General features: G+C 75.4%; 21 protein-coding genes. 16 read left to right on the top strand and 5 right to left on the bottom strand.

What is annotated here, in order from left to right; all coding sequences use genetic code 11:
- Positions 1-581: 581 nt before the first annotated feature.
- Positions 582-1,430 carry an arylamine N-acetyltransferase family protein gene (locus AC07FJ_RS22530; RefSeq protein ID WP_479051125.1) on the top strand — a complete coding sequence of 283 codons (849 nt, stop codon included), beginning with the start codon at positions 582-584 and terminating at the stop codon, positions 1,428-1,430.
- Here AC07FJ_RS22530 and AC07FJ_RS22525 read toward each other — a convergent pair.
- Both AC07FJ_RS22525 and AC07FJ_RS22520 read right to left on the bottom strand, forming a co-directional pair.
- Positions 1,417-1,608, bottom strand: a complete 192-nt coding sequence (locus AC07FJ_RS22525; RefSeq protein WP_479051124.1) for a DUF397 domain-containing protein — start codon at positions 1,606-1,608, stop codon at positions 1,417-1,419. The two genes, AC07FJ_RS22530 and AC07FJ_RS22525, sit on opposite strands and share 14 nt — an antisense overlap.
- Positions 1,605-2,429 (bottom strand): helix-turn-helix domain-containing protein, encoded by an 825-nt coding sequence (locus tag AC07FJ_RS22520; protein WP_479051123.1) that lies wholly within the window; start codon positions 2,427-2,429, stop codon positions 1,605-1,607. The genes AC07FJ_RS22525 and AC07FJ_RS22520 overlap by 4 nt, the downstream gene beginning before the upstream one ends.
- A 130-nt stretch (positions 2,430-2,559) precedes the next feature.
- Here AC07FJ_RS22520 and AC07FJ_RS22515 point away from each other — a divergent pair, with 130 nt between their 5' ends.
- The 4 genes from AC07FJ_RS22515 to AC07FJ_RS22500 all read left to right on the top strand — a co-directional run bounded on the left by AC07FJ_RS22515 (position 2,560) and on the right by AC07FJ_RS22500 (position 4,508).
- Positions 2,560-3,000 (top strand): ATP-binding protein, encoded by a 441-nt coding sequence (locus AC07FJ_RS22515; RefSeq protein ID WP_479051122.1) that lies wholly within the window; start codon positions 2,560-2,562, stop codon positions 2,998-3,000.
- 22 nt (positions 3,001-3,022) lie between these two features.
- Positions 3,023-3,244, top strand: a complete 222-nt coding sequence (locus tag AC07FJ_RS22510) for a hypothetical protein (RefSeq protein ID WP_361428990.1) — start codon at positions 3,023-3,025, stop codon at positions 3,242-3,244.
- A gap of 186 nt (positions 3,245-3,430) precedes the next feature.
- Positions 3,431-3,841 (top strand): RidA family protein, encoded by a 411-nt coding sequence (locus AC07FJ_RS22505; protein WP_479051121.1) that lies wholly within the window; start codon positions 3,431-3,433, stop codon positions 3,839-3,841.
- A gap of 88 nt (positions 3,842-3,929) precedes the next feature.
- Positions 3,930-4,508, top strand: a complete 579-nt coding sequence (locus AC07FJ_RS22500; RefSeq protein ID WP_479051120.1) for a TetR/AcrR family transcriptional regulator — start codon at positions 3,930-3,932, stop codon at positions 4,506-4,508.
- A gap of 14 nt (positions 4,509-4,522) precedes the next feature.
- On the opposite strand, the gene AC07FJ_RS22495 is transcribed toward AC07FJ_RS22500, so the two are convergent.
- The 3 genes from AC07FJ_RS22495 to AC07FJ_RS22485 all read right to left on the bottom strand — a co-directional run bounded on the left by AC07FJ_RS22495 (position 4,523) and on the right by AC07FJ_RS22485 (position 8,179).
- Complete coding sequence (locus AC07FJ_RS22495; protein WP_479051119.1) at positions 4,523-5,947, bottom strand: hypothetical protein; 1,425 nt, start codon at positions 5,945-5,947, stop codon at positions 4,523-4,525.
- 69 nt (positions 5,948-6,016) lie between these two features.
- Positions 6,017-6,778, bottom strand: a complete 762-nt coding sequence (locus tag AC07FJ_RS22490; protein ID WP_468288041.1) for a hypothetical protein — start codon at positions 6,776-6,778, stop codon at positions 6,017-6,019.
- 177 nt (positions 6,779-6,955) lie between these two features.
- Complete coding sequence (locus AC07FJ_RS22485; RefSeq protein ID WP_479051118.1) at positions 6,956-8,179, bottom strand: hypothetical protein; 1,224 nt, start codon at positions 8,177-8,179, stop codon at positions 6,956-6,958.
- A 147-nt stretch (positions 8,180-8,326) separates the two neighbouring features.
- Here AC07FJ_RS22485 and AC07FJ_RS22480 point away from each other — a divergent pair, with 147 nt between their 5' ends.
- From AC07FJ_RS22480 to AC07FJ_RS22430, 11 genes are all read left to right on the top strand, one after another.
- Positions 8,327-9,319, top strand: a complete 993-nt coding sequence (locus tag AC07FJ_RS22480; protein ID WP_479051117.1) for an ABC transporter substrate-binding protein — start codon at positions 8,327-8,329, stop codon at positions 9,317-9,319.
- Between the two features lie 56 nt (positions 9,320-9,375).
- On the top strand, positions 9,376-10,311 hold the full coding sequence (locus AC07FJ_RS22475; protein WP_479051250.1) for a FecCD family ABC transporter permease: 936 nt from the start codon (positions 9,376-9,378) through the stop codon (positions 10,309-10,311).
- On the top strand, positions 10,308-11,321 hold the full coding sequence (locus AC07FJ_RS22470) for a FecCD family ABC transporter permease (RefSeq protein ID WP_479051116.1): 1,014 nt from the start codon (positions 10,308-10,310) through the stop codon (positions 11,319-11,321). The genes AC07FJ_RS22475 and AC07FJ_RS22470 overlap by 4 nt, the downstream gene beginning before the upstream one ends.
- Positions 11,322-11,325: 4 nt before the next feature.
- The gene (locus tag AC07FJ_RS22465; protein WP_479051115.1) at positions 11,326-12,180 is read left to right on the top strand and encodes an ABC transporter ATP-binding protein; all 855 of its coding nucleotides are present in this window, start codon (positions 11,326-11,328) and stop codon (positions 12,178-12,180) included.
- A gap of 61 nt (positions 12,181-12,241) precedes the next feature.
- Positions 12,242-12,379 carry a streptamidine family RiPP gene (gene amiA, locus AC07FJ_RS22460; RefSeq protein WP_361429006.1) on the top strand — a complete coding sequence of 46 codons (138 nt, stop codon included), beginning with the start codon at positions 12,242-12,244 and terminating at the stop codon, positions 12,377-12,379.
- A 183-nt stretch (positions 12,380-12,562) separates the two neighbouring features.
- Positions 12,563-13,372, top strand: a complete 810-nt coding sequence (locus AC07FJ_RS22455; RefSeq protein ID WP_479051114.1) for a hypothetical protein — start codon at positions 12,563-12,565, stop codon at positions 13,370-13,372.
- A complete protein-coding gene (locus AC07FJ_RS22450) occupies positions 13,369-14,751 on the top strand; it encodes a CocE/NonD family hydrolase (RefSeq protein WP_479051113.1) in 1,383 nt (460 codons plus the stop codon). The genes AC07FJ_RS22455 and AC07FJ_RS22450 overlap by 4 nt, the downstream gene beginning before the upstream one ends.
- Positions 14,748-16,097, top strand: coding sequence for a YcaO-like family protein (locus AC07FJ_RS22445; protein WP_479051112.1), 1,350 nt, complete (start codon positions 14,748-14,750; stop codon positions 16,095-16,097). The genes AC07FJ_RS22450 and AC07FJ_RS22445 overlap by 4 nt, the downstream gene beginning before the upstream one ends.
- Positions 16,097-17,224 carry a nitroreductase family protein gene (locus AC07FJ_RS22440; protein ID WP_479051111.1) on the top strand — a complete coding sequence of 376 codons (1,128 nt, stop codon included), beginning with the start codon at positions 16,097-16,099 and terminating at the stop codon, positions 17,222-17,224. The genes AC07FJ_RS22445 and AC07FJ_RS22440 overlap by 1 nt, the downstream gene beginning before the upstream one ends.
- A complete protein-coding gene (locus AC07FJ_RS22435; protein WP_479051110.1) occupies positions 17,221-18,954 on the top strand; it encodes an ABC transporter ATP-binding protein/permease in 1,734 nt (577 codons plus the stop codon). Before AC07FJ_RS22440 ends, AC07FJ_RS22435 begins: the two co-directional genes overlap by 4 nt.
- On the top strand, positions 18,951-20,708 hold the full coding sequence (locus tag AC07FJ_RS22430) for an ABC transporter ATP-binding protein (protein ID WP_479051109.1): 1,758 nt from the start codon (positions 18,951-18,953) through the stop codon (positions 20,706-20,708). The genes AC07FJ_RS22435 and AC07FJ_RS22430 overlap by 4 nt, the downstream gene beginning before the upstream one ends.
- Positions 20,709-20,769: the final 61 nt, after the last annotated feature.

Raw genomic sequence — 20,769 nt, 5'->3', positions numbered from 1 at the left:
CCATGCGCTTGTAGTCGCTCGGCAGCGCGGTGCCCAGGCGCGACTCCACTTCCGCCCAGTCCACGTCCGGTCGCTGCGCGGGCTGTGTCCAGCCGGTGATCCGTATGAGCCGCCGCACCCAGTCGACGTCCTCGCCCGGGGCGGCCGTCACCGGCTCGGGCACCACCCTGCGCGCGACCGCCAGCACCGGCCGCTCGGTCCCCTCCGCGTCCCGCGCCGTTCCCGTGCCGATCCACTGATCCCCGTACGCCCACGCCCGTATCCGCACGGCCCGGCCCTCGAAGAAGGCGAGCAGCGCCGCACCCCTGGACTCGTCGACCGTCGGATCGGTGAAGCCGTCGAGGACGAGGGTGCGCGGAGCACCGAACATGCCGGAGAGCAGGTCGGTCAGGACCTGCGGGTCCATGCCGCTGGGCAGGTACATGAAGCCGCCGGCGGGTCGAGTCGGGCCAGCAGGTCGTTGACGTCGGCATGCGTGAGCTCCATGGAGGGAAGTGAAGCGCACGGCACTGACACGGCACGTGTTCCGCTGTGCGAGCAGGCCCTGGCCGCATCGTCCCGTACGTGCGTACGGTTGGATCATGGCCAGACCTGACGACACCGCGCCCTTCGACCTCGACGCCTACCTGACCCACGTGGGGCTGCGGGGCGACCACAAGCCCGACGCCGACACGCTCCGGGCCCTGAACCGTGCGCACCTCTACGCCGTGCCGTTCGAGAACCTGGACCCGATCCGGGGCGTCGCGCCGTCCCTCGCCCTGCCGGACCTGGTCGCGAAGCTGGTCCACGGCGGGCGCGGCGGCTACTGCTACGAGCACAACACGCTTTTCGCCGCCGCCCTGGAAGCCCTCGGCTTCCGCGTGACCCGGCTCGCCGCCCGCGTCCTCGTCGGCGCCGACGGCGCGATCCGGCCGCGCACGCACATGTGCCTGCTCGTCCACGTACCGGGCGAGGGCGACTTCCTCGCGGACGTCGGCTTCGGCGCGGCGGGCTCGCTCATCGAGGCGGTGCCGCTGGTCGCCGACACCGAGTTCCGCGCGGGTGCGCGCCGCCACCGTCTCGTGCACGCCCCGCACGACGGGCCGCTGGAGATGTGGGTGCTCCAGGCGTACGAGCCTTCCGAGGGCGGCGGCGCCGGGACGTGGGCCGATCAGTACGCGTTCACGGTCGAGCCCTTCGAGGCGCCCGACTTCGAGGTCATCAACTGGCACATCGCCACCAACCCCCGTTCCCCGTTCTCCCGCACCCTCTACGTCCAGCGCGTCACCGACGACACGCACCTGTCCCTCGCGAACGGCCGCCTCACCGAGACCCGCGCGGACGGCACCCGCACCGAGCGCGACGTGCCCGACGAGGAGCTGTCCGGCGTCCTCGCCGACACCTTCGGCATCACGCCGCCCGACGATCTGCCGCCCGTCACCCCAAGCTGACGTGCGGTACGAAGGCGGCCCAAGCGGCGGGCGAGAGCGCGAGCTGCGGGCCCGCCGGGTCCTTGGAGTCGCGCACGTGGACGGTGGAGGCGCAGGTGGCGACCTCGACGCAGCTGTCGTTTGCCGAGCCGCTGTAACTGCTCTTGAACCAGGTCACTTCCTCGAGTGCGTCCTTCACAGAGTTCCTCGCATTCGCTTCAGTAGGCCCAAGGAGTCCGCAGGGGTGAGCGCCTGCGATCGCAGTTTGTCATAGCGCTGTTTGAGGATGCTGACGGGCTTCGGGTCCTGAATCAGATGGCCAGTGTTGTGGCCTTCGATGTAGCCGTGCCACTTGAAGTCCGTTGTCTCCAGGAGTTCCAGCGCACCGTCCATACCAGCGTGCTCCGGTGCCTTGAGCGGCATGATCTGCAGTTGGACGTTCGGCAGGGCCGATTGGGCGATGAGGTGGTCCAGCAGGCCCTGTGTGACATCGTCGCCTCCGGTGCCGCGCTCCAACAGTGCCTGCTCGACGATGAAGCTGAACGCGATCGGCTGATCGCGGGTCAGGAGGCGCTGCCGCTCCAGGCGCGTGGACACTCGTTCCTCCACCCACTCCGGCGAGCTGGGCGGCGGGGTGTTGAGCATGAGCGCCCGGGCGTACTGCTCGGTTTGGAGCAGCCCCGGAATGACGCGGCATTCGTACGTACAGACGCTCAGCGCTGTCTCGTGCAGCTTGGACCACTCGCGAAAGTACTTGGCAAGCCCGCGCTGCCGCGACAAGTGCGCCGCCGCCCCCCGCAGCGCCCCGAACGCGTCCAGCACCTCCTCCGCCAGCTCCACGAACTCCGGCGAGGGCATCCGGCGGCCCTGCTCCACCGAGGCCACGAAGTGCACGGAGTGGTGGACCCTCGCGGCGAACTCCTCCTGCGTCAGGCCCGCCCGGATGCGGAAAGCCTTGAGTACCGCGCCGAACGCCTTGAGACTGTCGGACGACTCGGGTTCCGTGTTGTTGGCTGTCATAAGGCAACACCTCCGCCCCGTATCGTCACGGACCGTGACGCGTACTGTCCACAGCGTGAGCCCGTACGCTGCGGCAGCGTACGAGCGGTTCGGCTGGTCAACCCCCTTGCGCAGCCGCCACGGTGGGCGCATGAGCGGTCATGTGACAGAGCAAAGCCCGGTTACCGTACGTGTGTTCACCCAGCGGTTCAGCTCCACCCGGCGCGGTGCGCGTCTCGCCCGGCACTTGGCCGGGCACCGGCTGGACGTGTGGGGCGTTCCGTACGGGAGCGACGGCGCCGAGGCGGCCGCGCTCGTGGTGGGGGAGCTGGCGGCGAACGCCGTGACGCACGGGCGGGTGCCCGGGCGGGACTTCGAGGTGCGGCTCGCGCTGTCGGGGGACGGCGTCCTGCGGATCGAGGTCAGCGACACCCGGGGCGAGCGCCGACCGGTGGTGGTGGCGCCCGAGCCGTACGGGGACGGCGGGCGCGGGCTGCTCCTGGTGGCGGCGCTCGCCGACGCGTGGGGCGTGGCGGACCGGGCGCCGGTGGGCAAGACCGTGTGGGCCGAGCTGAAGGTGTGGGCCGGGTAACGGCAGAACCTACGATCGGCCCGTGACCGAAACTCCCGCGCACTGGACCGTGCGCCACTTCTCGCTGGCCAACCCCTTCGGCCCCGGCTGCGACAGCGTTCCCGCTCTCTTGCGGCGACTGGCCGACGCCATCGAGGCGTTGGGGCCCGTCGAGATCCAGGACGTCGTCATCGAGGCGGAGATGACCGAGCACGGCGCCTGGCGGTCGGGGACCGTCTACTACCACCTACCGGAGGACGCGTAGGGATCGCCGCCCCGCGTGAGCCTCCGGTCTGGCCCCTGTTTTGAAGCACTCGCTTCATAACGTGCTACGGTCCCTGCCGGGGCGAGGTGCTTTACGTCTCGCGCCGCGTTATGAAGCACTCGATCCAAAACGTGGGGCCCTCCCAGGCACACATCCGACCACCACGTCACGCCAGAAGGAGCAGACATGGCACCGCTTTCCACGCCGCCCCTCACTCGTACCCGCGTCACGGCGGACCCCGACTGGTACGCGCAGGACGGCATCTCGCTCGGCATCCGCGTGGGCGGGCTGGTCTTCACCTCCGGTCAGGCGCCGGTCGACGCGACGGGAGCCACCGTCGGGCGCGGGGACTTCGAGGCGCAGGCGCGGCGGGCCCTGGCCAACGTCGCCACCGTCCTGGCCAACGGGGGCTCGGGTCTCGACCAGGCGGTGAAGGTCACCGTCTTCGTCACGGACCTCTCCCACCAGGACGTCTTCGCGGCCCTCCGCGCGGAGTACTACGTTCCGCCGTTCCCCGCGGAAAGCTTCGTCCAGGTCGCCGCGCTCGCCGACCCGGACTGGATGATCGAGATCGAGGCGGTCGGTGCCGTGGCCTGACGCGCGGACTGTGGGCGGCGCGTACCGCCCGAAGGCCGCCCACAGTCACGTTTTGTCAACCTGTTCCAAAAAACCTAGGGTGGGGGACATGGCCAGGCCCCGACAGTTCGACGAGGACCGCGTCGTCACCGCCGCCATGGAGACCTTCTGGCGTCATGGGTACGAGGGCACGTCGACCCGCGACCTGTGCGACAGCACGGGCCTCGGGCCTTCGAGCCTCTACAACACCTTCGGCGGCAAGCGCCTCCTCTACCTGCGCGCCCTCAACCGCTACTACGAGACCAGCACCGCCGAGCAGATCGCGCTCCTCCGGCGCCCGGGCCCCGTCAAGGACCGGCTGCGCGAGATGATGATCCACGCCATCGACGCCGACCTCGACGAGACCGACCGCCGGGGATGTTTCGCGATCAACGCCGCCATCGAGGCGGCCGGACTCGACGAGGACGTCAGGGAAGCGGTACGACGCAGCTTCGACCGGGTCGAGGACGAGCTGTACGCGGCCCTCACCGCCGGCCGCCACACGGGCGAGATCCGCGCCTCCGGTGATGTCCGCGCCCTGGCGCGCCGGATCCAGAGCACGTACTACGGACTGCGCGTGCTCGGCAGGGTCCGGGACGACAGGCAGGCCCTGCTCGCCACCGTGGACAGCACCCTCGCCGACCTGTGACACCCGAGGCCGGGTCAGGGCTTCCTCGGTATCGCCGCCACCAGGCGGCCGCCCGCCGTGAAGTGGAGGCGGTCCAGCGAGTCCGCGCCGTAAGGCCACCGGTAGGAGCGGTGGAAGCAGAGGTCCGTGGGGATGGGGGAGTCGTGCAGGTCGGCGACGTGGGTGCCCGGCGGGAGGGTGGCGAGCGCGGCGCGGAGCGGGTCGGAGGAGTCGGACCACTCCTCGACGGGCACCGGGCGGGTCCACGGCTCACCGGTGTTCGGCATGAACCAGCAGAGGGCGGAGGAGACGTGGCGCCCGAAGTCCGGGGAGACGGCCGCCTCGCGGGCCGTGCGGGCGACGGTCAGCAGCAGGTGCGGCAGCGACTCGGCCAGCAGCGACAGCTCGGGTTCCTCGCCGAGGTCGCGCGGGCCCGAGGGGATCGAGACGGCGTAGCCCCACTCGCCGGTGTCCGGGTCGATGCGGATCTGGGCGAGCGCGACGCTGAAGCCGTACGTGACCCGGGCGATCGGCCAGTACGTGCCGTCGCCGCCCATCATGCGGTGCACCTCCGGGTCGACGGTGTGCTCCGGCGCGCCGGGCAGCAGGCGCAGGGTGTGCAGGCCCGGCATGCGGACGCCGCCGATCTCGCGGAGGACCGTGCGGATGTCCTCCGGGACCGGGACCGGCCAGCCGTCCATCTCCTCGTCGGTGCAGCCCGGTTCGAGGGTCACCAGGTCGGGGTGGTCGGCGGCGAGGGCGCGCAGCTCGGTGACGGCGCGGCGCGGCGCGTCGGCGGGAACACGGTGGCGGCGCACCGGGCGGTCCAGGAAGTCGCCGCTGGGCACGCTGCGGAGCAGCAACGCCCGGCCCCCACCGATGAGTTCGTACTCGATGTCGCTGCTGCCCGTGTCGGCGGTCTCGTACTCCAGGGAGTGGTACGGCTCCCACGCCACCCGGCACGGGTAGCCGGGGACCGCGCGCAGGTCTACCAGGTCGGTGAGGGAGTCCCCGCCGTCGGCCAGGGCGGCCAGCTCCGCGTCCGGGCCCTCGGCCGCCTCGATCGAGGGGATGGCGGCGAGGGTCGCCTCGGGGGCGGATCGCTCCGCGCCCAGGGTCAGCAGCCAGGAGGTGAACGTCGGCGCCTCGACGACGATCTCCATGTCGTCGTACTCCTCGACGCGGACCATCGGCCCCCAGTCGTCTTCGCCGCCCACGCCCACCAGCAGGTCGCCGGTGCCCCACTGGCCGGTGTCGAGCCCCCGGGGCCCGAAGTCGTAGCGCTCGCGGCCGTACCGGATGCCGCCCACCTCGCGCAGCACCGCGCGGACGGCCGCCGGTATCGCGATCGGCCAGGTGTCGAGTTCGGTGTCCGGGATGCCGTCGAGGAGTTCGAGGCCCTCGCGTGTACGGAGGGCGTCGAGGGCTCTGCGTGCCTGGTCGAGGCTGGTGTCGCTCATGCCACGGATCATGGCAGAGCCCTCTGACAACGCCCTCTGCCAGCGCTCCCTGAGCCGGGAGCGCGCCCCTCAGGCGGCAGGCCGGACCGCCAACTGCGCCGCCAGCCACGTCGGTACGCCCCCCAGCAACCGGAACAGCCGCCGCGCCTCCTCGCGCAGCCGCGCCGCCTCCGGCTCGGGCTCGGCCTCCGCGAGGGCCGCCAGGGCCGGGGCCGTACCGACCAGGTAGCCGAGCTCCTCGCGCAGCCGCAGCGACTCGGCGAAGCCGTGCCGGGCCTCGGCCAGCTCCCCGTCGCGCAGGGCCAGCCCCGCCAGGTGCCGCCAGGTGAAGGACATCAGCAGCCGGTCGTCCTGGGCGGTGGCGCCGGCGTGGGCGCGGCGGTACGCGGCGCGGGCGGCCTGCGGCGAGTCGGCGAGGTTCTGGGCGAGCAGGCCGCGCCGGAAGTCCAGCAGCGGGCGGCCCGGCGCGGTGGGACCGATCAGCGCGGCGGCGCGGCCCAGCGCCGCGCGGGCCTCGTCGGCCCGGTCCCGTACGCCGTGCAGCGTCGACGCGTAGGCGAGGTAGCCGCGTTCGCAGGCGGCCGCGCCGCGCTCGCCGTCGTCGTGGGCGAGCGCCTCCGCCACGCGCAGGGCGTCCTCCGCCTCGGCCCAGCCCTGTTCGGTGTACAGGCACCGCTCGATCAGCAGGGCCGCGCGCTGCAGCGCCGCCGCGGGTTCGTCCGCGCGGGGTGCGAGCAGGGCGGCCGCGTCGCTCCAGCAGCCGCGGGAACGCAGCCGCCATACCGCGGTCTGGAGGGGATCGTCGCTTGCGGTCGTTCCGGAACCAGACATGGCGGTATCCGCCACATTGCCCTCCCCGAGCGCGCCATTGAGCTGTTGAGTGCTGTGAGTGCCGTTGAGCCCGGACGAATCTCAGCACGGAACGGCACGCCCGGCCAAGAGGGTCAGGTGAATTGATTCACAATCAGTGGGCGTCCGGCCACTGCCGGCCGCGCCCGCCGCAGCCCCTCAGCGGCCCACCGGGTCGCCCCAGGCGCCGTCTCCCGGGGCCGTCAGGGCCAGGTGGCCCCCGTCGTCGAGGGGGGTCGGCAGGGTGAAAGTGGCCACCGGCTCGGTTCCGTCGAAAAGGTGAACCTCGCCGTGACCGCCCCGGGTGACGGCGGTGAACCCCGCACCCGGTGACGCGGCGATCGCCCGCCGCTGCACCCCGTCCCAGGGCGTGGCGCCGGGCTTCGGCGCGCCGTCCATGGGCGGCAGCGGCCGGCGGGCCACGACCCTCGGCTCGTCGCGGTCGAGCAGCACGAGCTCGTCGCCGTCCGGGTGCACGCGCGCGTACGCCACGTGCCGCGCGGCGACCGCGAGCCGGAAGACCAGGCCGGGCCCGAGGGGCACGCGCCCGGTGCGCTCGCCGTCGAGGGTGTGGAACCAGGCGTCGTTGGTCCACTCCGGCCAGCGGCCGGGGTCGGCGGGCCCGCCGCGCACGCAGGACCACAGCACCCGGCGTACCGGGTCGAGCCGCAGGTAGTAGCCGCGTCCCGGGCCCGCCCAAGGCAGCGGCTCCTCGGCCACCAGCCGGTCACCCTCGCGCCGGGCGCGGTGCACCCCGGAGCCGGCGGCCGCGAACAGCCGCCCGGTGAGCGGGTCGTGGGCGTCGCCGTGGCCGTCGTGGTCGGGCAGCTCCGTCTCGTACGCGGGCGTCGCGGGCGGGCACGCGGGGGCGGCGGCCAGCAGGTCGTCGTACCGGTAGGCGGCCAGCGCGCCGGGTTCCCGGTGCCGCAGGACGACGAGCGGACCGCCGGGCTCGCCGGGCCCGCCCAGCACCGTGACGCCCGGCTCGCCCACCCGCGCGCGGACCCGGACGGACCTGCCGCCGTCGAGGTCGACCACCGTCAGCAGGTCCGACCACGGCTCCCAGCTGCGGCCCAGGCCCGTGGTGACCGCCGCGTACCGCCCCGACGGGTCGACGGCCAGGTGCTCGGCCGGGATCGCCACCGGCGTGGTCGCCGCGACGAGCGGGCGGCCCGCGTCGGGGCCGTACGGGTCGAGGACGACGAGCTCGCCCGCGAGGTCGTCGACGAACGCCCAGCGGCCGCCGGGCAGGGCCAGGAACCCGGCGTGCTCGGCGAGGTGCCGGCCCTCCACGAGACCGCGGACGCGGCCGTCCGGCAGGTCCAACGCGCGTATGGATCCGGCGACTTGATCGGCTACCAGCAGACGTGGGGCGAGCGGCATGGCGAGGCTCCCGAGGGGTGGTGGAACGGCGACATTGTTGATAATGATTATCATGTGGCACATCTGTGTGGTGGGGGGAGCGGCCCGGGGCGCCCTTGCCGCACGCCCGATCCCGCCCCGGGACCGAGACAGGGAACCGAGAGCCATATGTCACGCAGAATGCTGGGGATCACCGTGCGCCGCTGGGCCGCCACGGCCGTCATGGGGGCGCTGCTCGTCGGCTGCGGCGGGGCCGCCGACACCGCCGGGGGCGGCGCCGAGGAGGGCGCCAAGGCCGGGCCGAAGACCGAGGTGAAGGTCGAGCCCATCGCCGCCGCCCGCTCCGTCACCGACGCCAAGGGCGTCACCGTCACCACCAAGGCCCCGCCGCAGCGCGTCGTCTGCCTCGTCGCGCTCTGCGACGACATGCTCGCCGAGCTCGGCATGACGCCCGCCGCCACCAACTCCAAGCTGCTCGCCCACCCGAAGTTCCTGGGCAAGGAGAAGGCCGCGAAGATCCCGGTCGTCCCGGGCGGGTTCCTCGCCCCCGAGGCCGAGGCGATCCTGTCGTACAAGCCGGACCTGGTCATCGGCCTGGAGGACACGCACGGCAAGCTCGCCCCCGCGCTCAAGGGCGCCACCGTCTTCTGGCCGGTGCAGCCGAACAACTGGGAGGACAGCGTCGGCTACCTGCGCAACCTCGCCGCCCTCACCGGGCGTACGCAGCAGGGCGAGGCGGCCGAGAAGGCGTTCCGCGCCAAGCTCGCCCGGGCCGAGAGCGCCAAGAGCGACAAGACCGCGCTGATCATCTTCGGCAGCGACGAGAACTTCGGCGTCGCCACCCCCGGCAACGACGTCGCCGGCGGGCTCTTCCCGAAGATCGCCCACTACCCGTGGAAGAGCCGCGGCGTCGACGGCACGTACAGCATGGAGGAGATCCTCGCCGCCGACGTCGACGTGATGTTCGTCGAGACGCTCTCCTTCGGCGGACCCTCCGACGGCAAGCTGTCCGACAAGCTCGCCAAGAACCCGCTCTGGTCGCGCATTCCGGCCGTCAAGAACGGCGACGTCCACGAGGTCGACTCCGAGGTGTGGGCCAAGGGCCGCGGCACCCGGTCGCTCGGCATCGTCCTCGACGAGGCCACGGCCGCACTGAAGTGACCGCACGAGTGACCGCACGAGTCTCCGTACGCCATGGGGCCGCGGTGGCCGTCGTGCTGCTGGCGGTCATCGGCTGCGCGCTCTGCCTCGGTACGCCGTACGTGCCCCCCGCCGCGCTCGCCGACGCGCTCGGCGGGGACGGGCTCGCCGGCGTCATCGTGACCGAACTGCGGTTGCCCCGGCTCGTGCTGGCGCTCGTCGCCGGCGCCTGCCTGGGCGCCGCCGGGCTCGTCCTGCAGGAGGCGCTGCGCAACCCGCTCGCCGTCCCCGAGATGCTCGGCGTCTCCAGCGGGGCGGCGCTCGGCGTCGCCGCCCCGCTCGTCCTCGCACTGTCCGTGCCGCTCGCCGTACAGCCGCTCCTCGCCCTCGCGGGCGCGGCCGTCGGCGGCGTACTGACGCTGCTCGCCGCCGGGTTCGGGCGCAGCCCGTCCGCCGTGCTGCTCACCGGCGCGGCGGTCGCCGCGGCGCTCCAGGCCGCGCTGCTGGTGCTGATGGTGCTGGCCGACCAGCTCGACCTCCAGCTCATCTACCGCTACCTCCTCGGCAGCCTCTCCGCCCGCACCTGGGACGACGTGACGGGCCTCGCGCCCTGGCTGGTGGTGGCCGTCCCGGCGCTGGTGCTCTGCGCGCCGGTCCTCGGCGTACTGCGGCTCGGCGACGACGACGCCCAGGCCCTCGGAGTACGGGTGCGGCGCGCGCGGCTCGCCGCGCTCACCATCTCCGTGCTGCTGATCGCGCCGGTGGTCGCCGTGTGCGGGCCGGTCGCCTGGGTCGGCTTCCTCGCGCCGCACCTGGCGCGGAAGCTGCGCCCCGGCTCGGACGCGGTCGGCTGGCTGCCCTGGTCGGCGGTGTGGGGCGCGCTCGTCGTGGCCTGCGCCGACCAGCCGGCGCGGCTCGCCCTCGCACCGATCGAGACCCCGGTCGGCGCCTGGACGGCGCTCGTCGGCGTCCCGGCCGGAGTCGCCCTGCTGAAGGCGAGGTCGCGCCGATGACGTACGCGCGACGCACCACCGCCCTGCTGCTCCTCGCCGTCGCCGTGGCGGCCGCCGGGCTGGTCGCCGGACGGGCCGTGCCGGCCTCCGGCGTCTGGGACGTCCTCGGCGGCGGCGGCGACGCCACCGCCCGGCACGTCGTCCTCCACCTGCGCCTGCCGCGCACCCTGGTGGCCCTGGCCGCGGGCGCCTCGCTCGGGCTCGCCGGCACGGTCCTCCAGTCGGCGCTGCGCAATCCGCTCGCCGGGCCGGAGGTCACCGGCGTCACGCCGGGCGCCGTGCTCGGCGCGGTCGCCGCGTCCGGTCTCGGCCTGGCCGGCTGGGAGTCCCCGGCGGCCGTGGTGACCGCCGCCTGCCTGGGCGGGTTCGCCGGGGCGAGCCTGCTGTGGCTGCTGGCCGGGCACGACAAGGGCGATCCGGCGCAGATGGCCGTGTACGGCGTGCTGGTCTCGGCGGTCCTCGCCGGGCTGACGGCCGTGATGCTGCTGGTCGCGCCCGGCGAACTCGGCAGTGTCGTCCAGTGGCTCGTCGGCTCCACCGAGGGCCGGGTGTGGGCCCACTGGCACCTGCTGTGGCCCTGGGCGACCGTGTGGGCCCTCGCGGCCTACGCCCTGGCCGCGCCCCTGACCCTGCTGCGCTGCGGTGACGAACAGGCCGCGGCGGCCGGGCTGCACACAGGACGGGCCCGGGTCGCCGCGCTCGTGTGCGCGGTGGCGCTCACCGCCGGGGCGGTCTCGACGGTCGGCGCGCTCGGCTTCGTCGGGCTGCTCGTGCCGCACCTCGCGTTCGCGCTCTTCGGGGCCGACCTGCGCGTGGCGCTGCCCGGCGCCGCGCTGCTCGGCGCGGTGGTGGTCGGCGGGGCGGACGCGGGGGCCCAGTGGCTGTCGCAAGTGGCGGCCAAGGCGCTGGACATGGACCGGCTGAGCGTACCCGCCGGGGCGCTGACGACCTGCGTGGGCGCGGCGCTGCTGCTGATCGTGGCGCGCCGCCGCACGGCGAGTGAGGAGTGAGAACGTGAGCGTTCTGTTGGACCCGGTGGCCACGGCCACCGGCTCGGTACGCGTCGAGGGGCTCCGCTTCGGCTACCCGGGCCGCGAGGTGCTCGACGGGGTCGACCTGACCATCGCCCCGGGTGACCTGGTCGCCCTCGTCGGCCTCAACGGCTGCGGCAAGAGCACCCTGTTGCGGCTCTGCGCCGGGCTGCTCAAACCGGCCGCCGGGCGGGTGCTGCTCGACGGCGACGACCTCGCCCGCCTGTCGCGCCGCGCCGCCGCCCGCCGGGTCGCCCTGCTGCACCAGCAGGCCCCCGCCGTCCCGGGCATGACCGTGCGTCAGCTCGTACGCCAGGGGCGGTACGCGGCGCGCGGGCCGCTCGGCATGCTGCGGGACGGGGACGACGCCGTGTGCGGCCGCGCCATGGCGGACGTGGGCGTCACCGCGTGGGCCGACCGGCCCGTGGACGCGCTGTCGGGGGGTGAGCGCCAGCGCGTACGGCTGGCCATGGCGCTCGCCCAGGACACGCGCGTGCTGCTGCTCGACGAGCCGACCACCTACCTCGACCTGCGGCACCAGCTGGAGGTGATGCAGACCGTCGTACGGCTGCGCGAGGAGCGGGGGTTGACGGTGGTGATGGTGCTGCACGACCTCGGGCACGCGGCACGGTTCGCGGACCGGATCGTGGCGCTGCGGGGCGGCACGGTGGCGGCGGACGGGCCGCCGGCGGAGGTGGTGACCCCGGCGCTGCTCGCCGACGTCCTCGGCGTGGCGGGCCGGGTGGGGCGCGATCCGGAGGGTGGCTGGCCCGTGTGTTACCCAGATCACCCTCTTCCCTCCGCTCAGCCCTTGCGAAATGAAAATCATATTCATTAGTGTCTGCAGTGCGTCGCCGGTCCGGCGGCGCGGTCACCCGGAGAAAACGGAGGCTCAACTCATGGAACAGAACAAGGTGTTCACGCCGATCGCCGAGCAGGGTCAGCTCGCCCACCTGTCGGCGACCCACTCCAACGCCCTCGTCGAGAACCCCTTCGACGACGCTGCCGACGCCGTCGAGGCCGACGCGGCCAAGTAAGGCCGTCGCAGGGCCGAGTGAGGCCGGCCAAGGCCGCACAAGGCCAAGGCGAGTAAGGCCGAACAAGGCCGAGTCGGCCGAGCGAGGCCGACACCGCGTCACCCGTGCCTGGGCCCGCCCGGATCGCCTTCCCGGGCGGGCCCGTCCCGTCCCCGTCCCGCCCTTCCCCCTTGGAGGAACCTCGTGGCCACCGTGCGGCTCGCCCCCGGCGTCGCCCTCGTCACCGTCCCTGACCAGGGCCTTGCCGTCCGCACGCCCGATGGAACGTTTCTGCGGGTGAACACCGGAGACGTGGACGAGACGGACCTCCTGGCACACCTGACGACCGGTCACCCGGCGTCCGGCGAGCTGGCAGCCCTCGCCGACGCCTTCGAGGAGGCCGGTTACACCACCCGCACGCGGGCTCCCGCCCCGCTCGACGGACGCACCGTGGTCGTGCTCGGGGACCCCGGGCTGACAGGGCCGCTCACGCGGTACGTCCGCGACGCGGGAGCCCGCGTGCGGGAGGCGGCCCTTCCGGACCTGCACCAGGCCCTCCGGGACCAGGACCCCGCGCGCACGGCGGTCGTCTGGTGCCTGGACGGGCCCGCCCCGGCGGGCGTCTGGGACGAGGCCGACCGACTCCCCGCCCGCGGTACCGCCTTCCTGCGCTGCCACCGCGAAGGCGCACACGCCTGGCTGGAGCCCCTCGCGTGCGCCCCCGGCGACGTCACCTCCGCGCACGTACGGCTCCGGCGCCTCGCCGCCACCCCCGCGCACCGCGAACTCGCCGCCTACTGGGCCGGACACACCACCCCCGACGGCGGCGGCCACACCGAGGCCTCCGCCGCGCTCACCGCCGCCCTGCTCACCGGCGACCTCATCGCCTGGGCGAACGGCGCGCCCCTGCCCGTACGGCGCCGGCTGCGCCGCCTCGACGTGCGCGACCTCACCGTCACCGAACACCCCGTCCTGCCCGTGCCGGACGTCGCCCCGCTGGACGCCCGCCCGTGACCGGCACCGTCCGCATCGACGGGCTGGCGACCGACGTCTGCCTGCCCCCGGCGCCCGGCCCCCACCCCGCCGTGGTCGTCCGCACCCCGTACGACCGCCGCCACCACCGCGCCGAGCTGCGCGGCTGGGCCGCCCGGGGCTTCGCCGCGCTCGCCCAGGACGTCCGCGGCCGGCACGCCTCCGACGGCGACTGGCAGCCGTACGGCGACCACGAACGCGCGGACGGCGAGGCGACCCTGAACTGGGTCCGATCCCAGCCCTGGAGCGACGGCCGGGTCATCGCCGCCGGTGCCTCCTACGCCGCCCACTGCGCCCTCGTCACACCCGGCGCCGACGCCGTGATCGCCGCCGTTCCCGCCCTCGGCCTCGCCGAGACCGCGCGCGAGACGACCGGCCCGGAACGCCTCCAGGCCCGCGCGGGCTGGTGGTCCCAGCACGGCGGCCTCACCGTCACGCCCGCGGCGCTGGACCACCTCCCCGTCACCGGGATCCTCGACTCCCCGGCCTGGCGGGCCCTGTGGCGGGCGCCGCGCCGCGAGACACCCGCCTCCGCCGTGCCGCTGCTCGCCGTCGGAGGCAGCCGCGACCCGTTCGCCGAGGACACCCTCCGGCTGTGGCGGCACTGGCCCGGCCCCGCCCGTCTGCTGCTCGGCCCCTGGGGCCACCGGCTCACCGCCGAACCGGCGCCCGAGTCCCGCCCCGCGCACCGCCTTTCCCTCGGCGCCCTCTACACCGGCTGGGCCCGCGCCGCACTCGCCGGCGCGCTCACCGGCCGGACCGGCGCGCTCGCGCTCGGCGGCAGCGACCACTGGTACCGCCCCCAGCCGCTCGACCCGGCCCCGTACGCCTTCGGCACCGGCCTGCGGCTGCTGCGCGGCGCCGACTTCACCGCCGACCCCGAGCGCCCCGTCCGCTCCGACGGCCTGGACGTCCCCGCCGAGGGGACCCCGGACCGCTGCCTGCTGCTCTCGCCGCCCCTGCCGCGCCCGCTGGACCTGCTCGGCCCCGCCGACGTCTCCCTGGACGCCACCGCCGACGCGCCCAGCGCCGACTGGGCCGTACGGCTCGTCGCCCTCGACCCCGACGGCCGGGCCGACCCGCTCGCCACCGGCGTCGTACGCCGCACCGAGCCCGGGCCCTTCACCGTCCCGCTCGGGCACCTGGCCCGGCGGCTGCGCGCCGGTACGCGGCTGCGCCTGGAGGTCGCGGGCCACCACTTCCCGGCGCACGCCCGCAATCCGCACACCGGCGAGGACCCGGTGACCGCCACCCGCCTGCTGCCCTCCCGCCGCACCGTACGCACCCGGGGCAGCGCCCTGCTCCTCCCCGTCGTCCGGGGCGCCCACCCCGTCGACCCCGTACAGGAGATCCAGACGTGAACATCGAAGCCCTCGTGGACCCGGTCTGCGGGCTGATACGCGGCGTCGAGCCCGTACCGCACCCCACCGGCGCCCCGCCCCGCTACACCGCCATGACCGCCGACGTCTCCGACGCCCGCCGGTTCGGCGCGTGGCCCGCCGACCGCGTCTCGCTCGGCACGACCTTCGGCGACCCGGCGGGCGCCCGCGTCGCGGCCATCGCCGAGGCCGTCGAACGCTACTGCGGCAACCGCGTCCCGCCGCCCGGCCACCCCGACGCGCCGCGGCGCGCCACCGCCGCCGAACTCGCCGCCGAGGGCAAGCGCCTGTACGGCCCCGGCGACCTGCCCGCCTACGCGCCCTGGCAGTACGCCCGGCCCGGGTTCCCGTACCGGCCGTTCACCCCCGACACGCCCGCCCTCTGGGCGCGCGGCACCGAGAACGGCGAGGAGGTGTGGGCCCCGGTCGCCCTCACCCACCTCAACTGGCGCCAGGGAGCCCACCGCTCGCTCCCGCGCACGCACCACCTCAACTACGCGGGCATCGCCACCGGCCAGGGCCTGGACGACGCCGTCGAACGCGCGCTCCTCGAGATCGTCGAGCGCGACGCCCTGGAACTGTGGTGGCACCTCGACGGGCCGGCCCGGGGCATCGACCCGGCCAGTGTGCCCGGCCTCCTCGACGACCTCGCGGGCTGCGCACTCGACGTGTGGATCGTGGAGATGCCCTCCGAGTTCGCGCCCTGCATGGCCGCCCTCGTCCACGACCCCGCCCGCGGCCTCTACGCCGCCGGCTTCGCCTGCCGCTACGACCCGGCCGAAGCCGCCCGCAAGGCCGTCCTCGAAGCCGTGCACACGTGGGTCTTCACCCAGGGCACCACCGACGCCGACGGCTGGGTCTTCCAGGCCATCGAGGCGGGCATGCTCGCCCGGGGCCTCTACCTCGACCACCGCCCCGACCGCCGCTACCTCGACGACTGCGGCGCGGACTTCGCCGCCGTACGCGACCTCGGCGCCCACGTCCAGGTGTGGCTCGACCCGCGCATGGAGCCGTACGCGCGCCGCTTCACGGACCCGGCGCTCGGCACCGTCCCCGTCACCGACGTCAAGCCCGGCACCCGGAGCGAGCTGGAGGCCCGCCTCGCCGGCCACCGGATCCTCACCTTCGACCTGACGACCGAGGACGTCCGGGAGACGCCCCTGCGCGTCGCCCGCGTCCTCGTCTCCGGCCTGATCCCCAACCAGCCCGCGGCCTTCGCCTACCTCGGCTGCCCGCGCTTCGCCGAAGCGGCCCTGGAACGCCACTGGCGCACCCAGGCGCCCGCCACGGCCGCCGACTTCACCCTCGCGCCGCCGCCCCACATGTGATGAACGCCCTGACCCGAGCCCGCTCCCCCCAGCAGCCCGGCCCGGACTTCCCGGCCGGGCACCAGGTCACCCCCTGGCCCGGCGAACCCCGGCCCGTCCCGCCGCCGCTGGACCGGCTCCTGCGGCTGTCCCTCGCGGGCGGCCGCCTGCGCCCGGCCGCGTCCGCCGGCGCCCTGCACCCGGTCAACGCCCACCTCCTGCTGGGCCCGGGCACCGCGCTGCCGCCCGGCCGGTACGCGTACGACCCCGTACGCCACCGCCTGGTCCCGCGCGGTACCGCGCCCGCCGGCGCCCCGCCGGGCGCGGTCGCCGTCCTCACCGTCACCGCGCGGCGCACGGCCTCCCACTACGGCCACCGCGCCTGGCCGCTGCTGCTCCTGGACACCGGCCACGCCGCTGCCGCCCTCGCGCTCGCGGGCGCGCCGGAGTGGTGCCCCGACGCGGACGTCACGCTCCTCGCCCGGGCGGCGGGCCTCCCGCCCGACTGGCACGGCGCCGAACCGGAACACCCGCTCGCCGCCGTCCGCCTGACACCCGGCCCGCCCGACGTACTGGAACGCTGGTCGGCGTACGGGCCCGGGGCCCCACCCCCGCCGACGCGCCATGCGCCGCCCCAGGCCCTGGAGGACACCTGGCAGGCGCTCGACGGGCTGGGCGGCGGGACGGCCTGGCTGCGTACGGAAGCCCCCGCGCTTCCAGAGGCCGCGCTGCGCTCGCGCCGCAGCGCGGAGCCGCCGTTCCCCGCCGTACCCGAACGGCCCGCGCTCGACACGGTCCTGGCGGCGGCCCGCCGCACGACGGCCGTGCGGTGGCACCTCACCACCGAGATCCCCCCAGCCCTCGCCGCCCGCGCCGCGGGCCAGCACTGGCTCGGACACGTCGGCGCCCTGCTCCTCGCGCACGGCTGCCCCGACGACGCGCCCCCCGCCCGGGTCCGCCACACCCACCTGCACGCCGGGTACGCCGTGGGCCTCGCCCAGGCCGTGGCCGTCCGTCTCGGGCTGGCCTCGCGCCCGATCGGCTCCTGGCAGCACGGCCCCGAGGGCCCGCCCGACCTCGTGCACGCCCTCGCGCTGGGGCTCCGCACCGCCGACACCACCCACACAGAAGGGACCGACCGGCCATGATGCTCCACCCGGAGCTGCTGCGCGCCGCCAGGATCGCGCGCCGCCCCCTCCTCGGGGCCACGGCTCTGCTCGGTGCCGTGGCCGTCACGCACCTCGCCCAAGCCGTGCTCCTCGCCCTCGCGCTCGCCCGGATCGCCCGGGGCGAGACCGCCGCCCTGCCCGGCCTCCTGGCCGCCGTCCTCGCCACCGTCGCGGTCCGCGCCGCGCTGACCCGCCGTCAGCGCACGCTCGCCGTCCGCGCCGGGGCGCGCGTACGGACGGGCCTGCGCGACGCGCTCCTTCAGCGGCTCGGCACCCTGGGCCCCGTCGGCCGCGGCACGGACGCCCGCGCCGGAGCCGTACGCGCCACGCTCGTCGACGGCGTCGAGGGCGTCGACGCGTACGTCTCCCGCTACCTGCCGCAGCTCCTGGTCACCTGCGTGCTGCCGCCGCTGCTGCTCGTGGCCGTCGCCGTGGTGGAGTCGGCCGCGCTCCTCGCCCTCGTCCCCGCCCTCGTCCTGGCCCTCTTCGCGCCCCGCTGGTGGGACAAGCTGCTGGCCCGGCGCGGGCAGGAGCACTGGGGGTCGTACGAGGCGCTCTCCGCCGACTACCTGGAGGCGCTGCAGGGCATGCCGGCGCTGCGGGCCGCCGGTGCGGTCGCCCGCGTCCGCGCGCGCCTGGAGGAGCGTTCGGCCGCCCTGCACCGCGCCACCGTCGCCAAGCTGCGCGTGTCGCTGATCGACACCGGCATCACCGACCTCGCCGTGCAGGGCGGCACGGTCGCCGCCGCGCTGGTCGCCTGCGCGTCGGCCGCGTCCGGGCGCACCGCCGCCACGGGCACGTACCTGCTCCTCATGCTGGCCTCGGAGTGCTTCCGCCCGGTCCGCGACCTGTCACGCGAGTGGCACGCGGGCTACCTCGGTGTCTCGGCCGCCGACGGCATCGCCGAACTCCGCCTCGCGCGACCGTCCGTACGGGACGGGGGCACGGAGGGCACCCCCGCGCACCCCCCGGCCATCCGCTTCGACGACGTGCGGTTCACCTACCCCGGCGCCACCGCGCCCGCCCTGCGCGGGGTGTCGTTCACCGCCGAAGCGGGCCGCACGACGGCCGTCGTCGGCCCGTCCGGCGCGGGCAAGTCGACGCTCGTCGCCCTGCTCCTGCGCCAGTGGGACCCGGACGGCGGCCGCGTGACCCTCGACTCCACGGACCACACCGCCTTCGCGCTCGCCGCGCTGCGCCGCGGCATCGCCGTCGTGTCGCAGGAGACGTACCTCTTCCACGCCTCCGTCGCCGACAACCTGCGCCTGGCCCGCCCCGGCGCGACCGACGACGAGCTGTACGCCGCCGCCCGCGCCGCGGGCGTCCACGACGAGATCGCCCGCCTTCCCGACGGCTACGACACCCAGGTGGGGGAGCGCGGCGCGACGCTCTCCGGAGGCCAGCGCCAGCGCCTCGCCCTGGCCCGGGCGCTCCTCGCGGACGCCCCCGTCCTCGTCCTCGACGAGGCGACGAGCGCGGTCGACGAGCGCCGCGAGGCCCTCATCGGGCGCGAGCTGCTCCGCGCCGCGCGCGGCCGTACGTGCCTGGTGGTGGCGCACCGCCTGGCCTCCGTACGGGACGCGGACCGGATCGTCGTGCTGGACGGCGGCCGGGTCGACGCGGTCGGCACGCACACGAGCCTGCTGGCGCGCAGCGCCCTCTACGCGCGGCTCGTCGCCGCCGGACGCACCCACGAGGAGGCGGCGTGAGCGCCGGAACCCCGACCCCGACCCCGACCACGACCCCGACCCCCGAGCGGGGCGCGCTGCGCGCCCTGCTGCCCGTCCTCGCCGCACACAAGGCGATGACGGCACGCACCTTCGCCGCCGCGCTCGTCGACCAGGCGGCGCTCGTCGCCCTGGTGGCGCTCGCCGCGCACACCGTGGGCACCGCCGTCATGGACCGCACCGCCCCCGCCGCCGCCACGGTCGGCGCGCTGATCGCCCTGGTGCTGGTCCGCTCGCTGGCGACCTGGCGCGAGATGGACCTCTCGCACGACCTGGCGTACCGGGTGCTGGCCGAGCTGCGCATCCGGGTCTTCGACGGCCTGGCCCGCAGCGCGCCCGCCCGGATAGCCGGCCGCCGCAGCGGGGACCTGGCGGCGGCCGCGCTGGGCGACGTGGAGGCGCTGGAGTTCTTCTACGCGCACGCCGTCGCGCAACTCCTCGCCTCCGGCGTCGTGTTCGCCGCCGGTACGGCGGTCCTGGCGGTGCTGGACCCCTGGCTGCTGGCCCCGGTCGTCCCCGTGGCGGGGCTGCTGCTCCTCGCGCCGCTGCTGGAGGGACGGGGCAGGGCCGTGCGCGGGGCCCGTACCCGCCGGGCCGCGGCGGAGCTGTCGGCCGAGGTCGTCGAGACGGTCGACGGGATGCGCGAACTGCTGGCGTTCGACGCGCTGGAGCGCCGCCGCGCGGGGCTGCGCGCCCACGGCGAGCGGCTCGGCGAGGCCCAGCGGGCCGAGCACGCGTGGGAGGCGGGCGCGGCGGCGGTGCGCGACCTGCTGGTGGTGGCGGCGGTCGTCGGGGTGGTCGCGGCGGCCGCGCACACGCTCGACGGGGCGTGGGCCCCGGCCGCCATGGCCCTGGCGCTCGGCGTCCTGGCGCCGGTCGCCGACTCGGCGGCGGCCCTCGGCCAGGCGGGCGGGCTGCGGGCCGCGGCGTCGCGCGTCGGCGCGGCGATCCGCGCCCGGGCCGGCGCACCCGCGCCCGACGCGCCGCGCCCGGCGCCGACCGGACCGCTCGGCATCCGGCTGCGCGGCGTCCGCTTCGACTACGGCGGCGCTCCCGTGCTCGACGGCCTCGACCTCACGGTCCGTGCGGGGGAGACCCTCGCCCTGGTGGGCGCGTCCGGCGCCGGCAAGTCGACGTGCGCGGCCCTGCTGGCACGCTTCTGGGACCCGGCGGAGGGCGCGGTCGAACTCGTCGGCGCGTACGGCGAGCCCGTCGACGTACGGGACCTGGCCGACGGGGAACTGCGCCGCACGGTCGCGGTGGTCGGCCAGGACGCGCCGCTGTTCCACGGCACGCTCGCCGACAACCTCCGCCTGGCGGCGCCGGACGCGACGGACGCGCAGCTGCGCGCCGCCGCCCGCCTGTGCGGTGTCGACCGGATCGCCGAGGCGCTGCCCGACGGCTACGACACGCAGGTGGGGGAGCGCGGTACGACGCTCTCCGGCGGTCAGCGTTCGCGCGTGGCGCTGGCCCGCGCGCTGCTGACCAACCCGCGGGTGCTGGTCCTGGACGAGACGACGGCCCACCTGGACACGGCCGGGGACGCCGAGCTGTCGGCGGCGCTGGCGGCCGCCTCGCGGGGCCGTACCACGGTGGTGATCGCCCACCGCCCGGCGACGGTGCGCCGGGCGGACCGGATCGCGGTCCTGGAGGGCGGCCGGATCGCGGCGGCCGGTACGTGGGAGGAGCTGTCGGCGGCGAAGGAGGGGGCGTTCACGCGGGTGCTCGTCCGGTGACTGCGAGCGGGAAAAGGGCGCGCGCGATGTGTTTTCCGCGCCGGGCGGCGACCATATCGGC

The sequence above is a fragment of the Streptomyces sp. NPDC045998 genome (assembly GCF_056430285.1).
Note: the sequence above shows the minus strand (reverse complement) of the source record. Positions and strands in the feature narration are given on the sequence as shown.

Bases quoted from the DNA above. Each gene is read 5' to 3' on its own strand.
- AC07FJ_RS22480 (WP_479051117.1), top strand. From the start codon at position 8,327: ATGTCACGCAGAATGCTGGGGATCACCGTGCGCCGCTGGGCCGCCACG.
- AC07FJ_RS22440 (WP_479051111.1), top strand. From the start codon at position 16,097: ATGAACGCCCTGACCCGAGCCCGCTCCCCCCAGCAGCCCGGCCCGGAC.
- AC07FJ_RS22495 (WP_479051119.1), bottom strand. From the start codon at position 5,947: ATGAGCGACACCAGCCTCGACCAGGCACGCAGAGCCCTCGACGCCCTC.
- AC07FJ_RS22485 (WP_479051118.1), bottom strand. From the start codon at position 8,179: ATGCCGCTCGCCCCACGTCTGCTGGTAGCCGATCAAGTCGCCGGATCC.
- AC07FJ_RS22520 (WP_479051123.1), bottom strand. From the start codon at position 2,429: ATGACAGCCAACAACACGGAACCCGAGTCGTCCGACAGTCTCAAGGCG.
- AC07FJ_RS22435 (WP_479051110.1), top strand. From the start codon at position 17,221: ATGATGCTCCACCCGGAGCTGCTGCGCGCCGCCAGGATCGCGCGCCGC.
- AC07FJ_RS22515 (WP_479051122.1), top strand. From the start codon at position 2,560: ATGAGCGGTCATGTGACAGAGCAAAGCCCGGTTACCGTACGTGTGTTC.
- AC07FJ_RS22490 (WP_468288041.1), bottom strand. From the start codon at position 6,778: ATGTCTGGTTCCGGAACGACCGCAAGCGACGATCCCCTCCAGACCGCG.
- AC07FJ_RS22505 (WP_479051121.1), top strand. From the start codon at position 3,431: ATGGCACCGCTTTCCACGCCGCCCCTCACTCGTACCCGCGTCACGGCG.
- amiA (WP_361429006.1), top strand. From the start codon at position 12,242: ATGGAACAGAACAAGGTGTTCACGCCGATCGCCGAGCAGGGTCAGCTC.
- AC07FJ_RS22470 (WP_479051116.1), top strand. From the start codon at position 10,308: ATGACGTACGCGCGACGCACCACCGCCCTGCTGCTCCTCGCCGTCGCC.
- AC07FJ_RS22500 (WP_479051120.1), top strand. From the start codon at position 3,930: ATGGCCAGGCCCCGACAGTTCGACGAGGACCGCGTCGTCACCGCCGCC.
- AC07FJ_RS22530 (WP_479051125.1), top strand. From the start codon at position 582: ATGGCCAGACCTGACGACACCGCGCCCTTCGACCTCGACGCCTACCTG.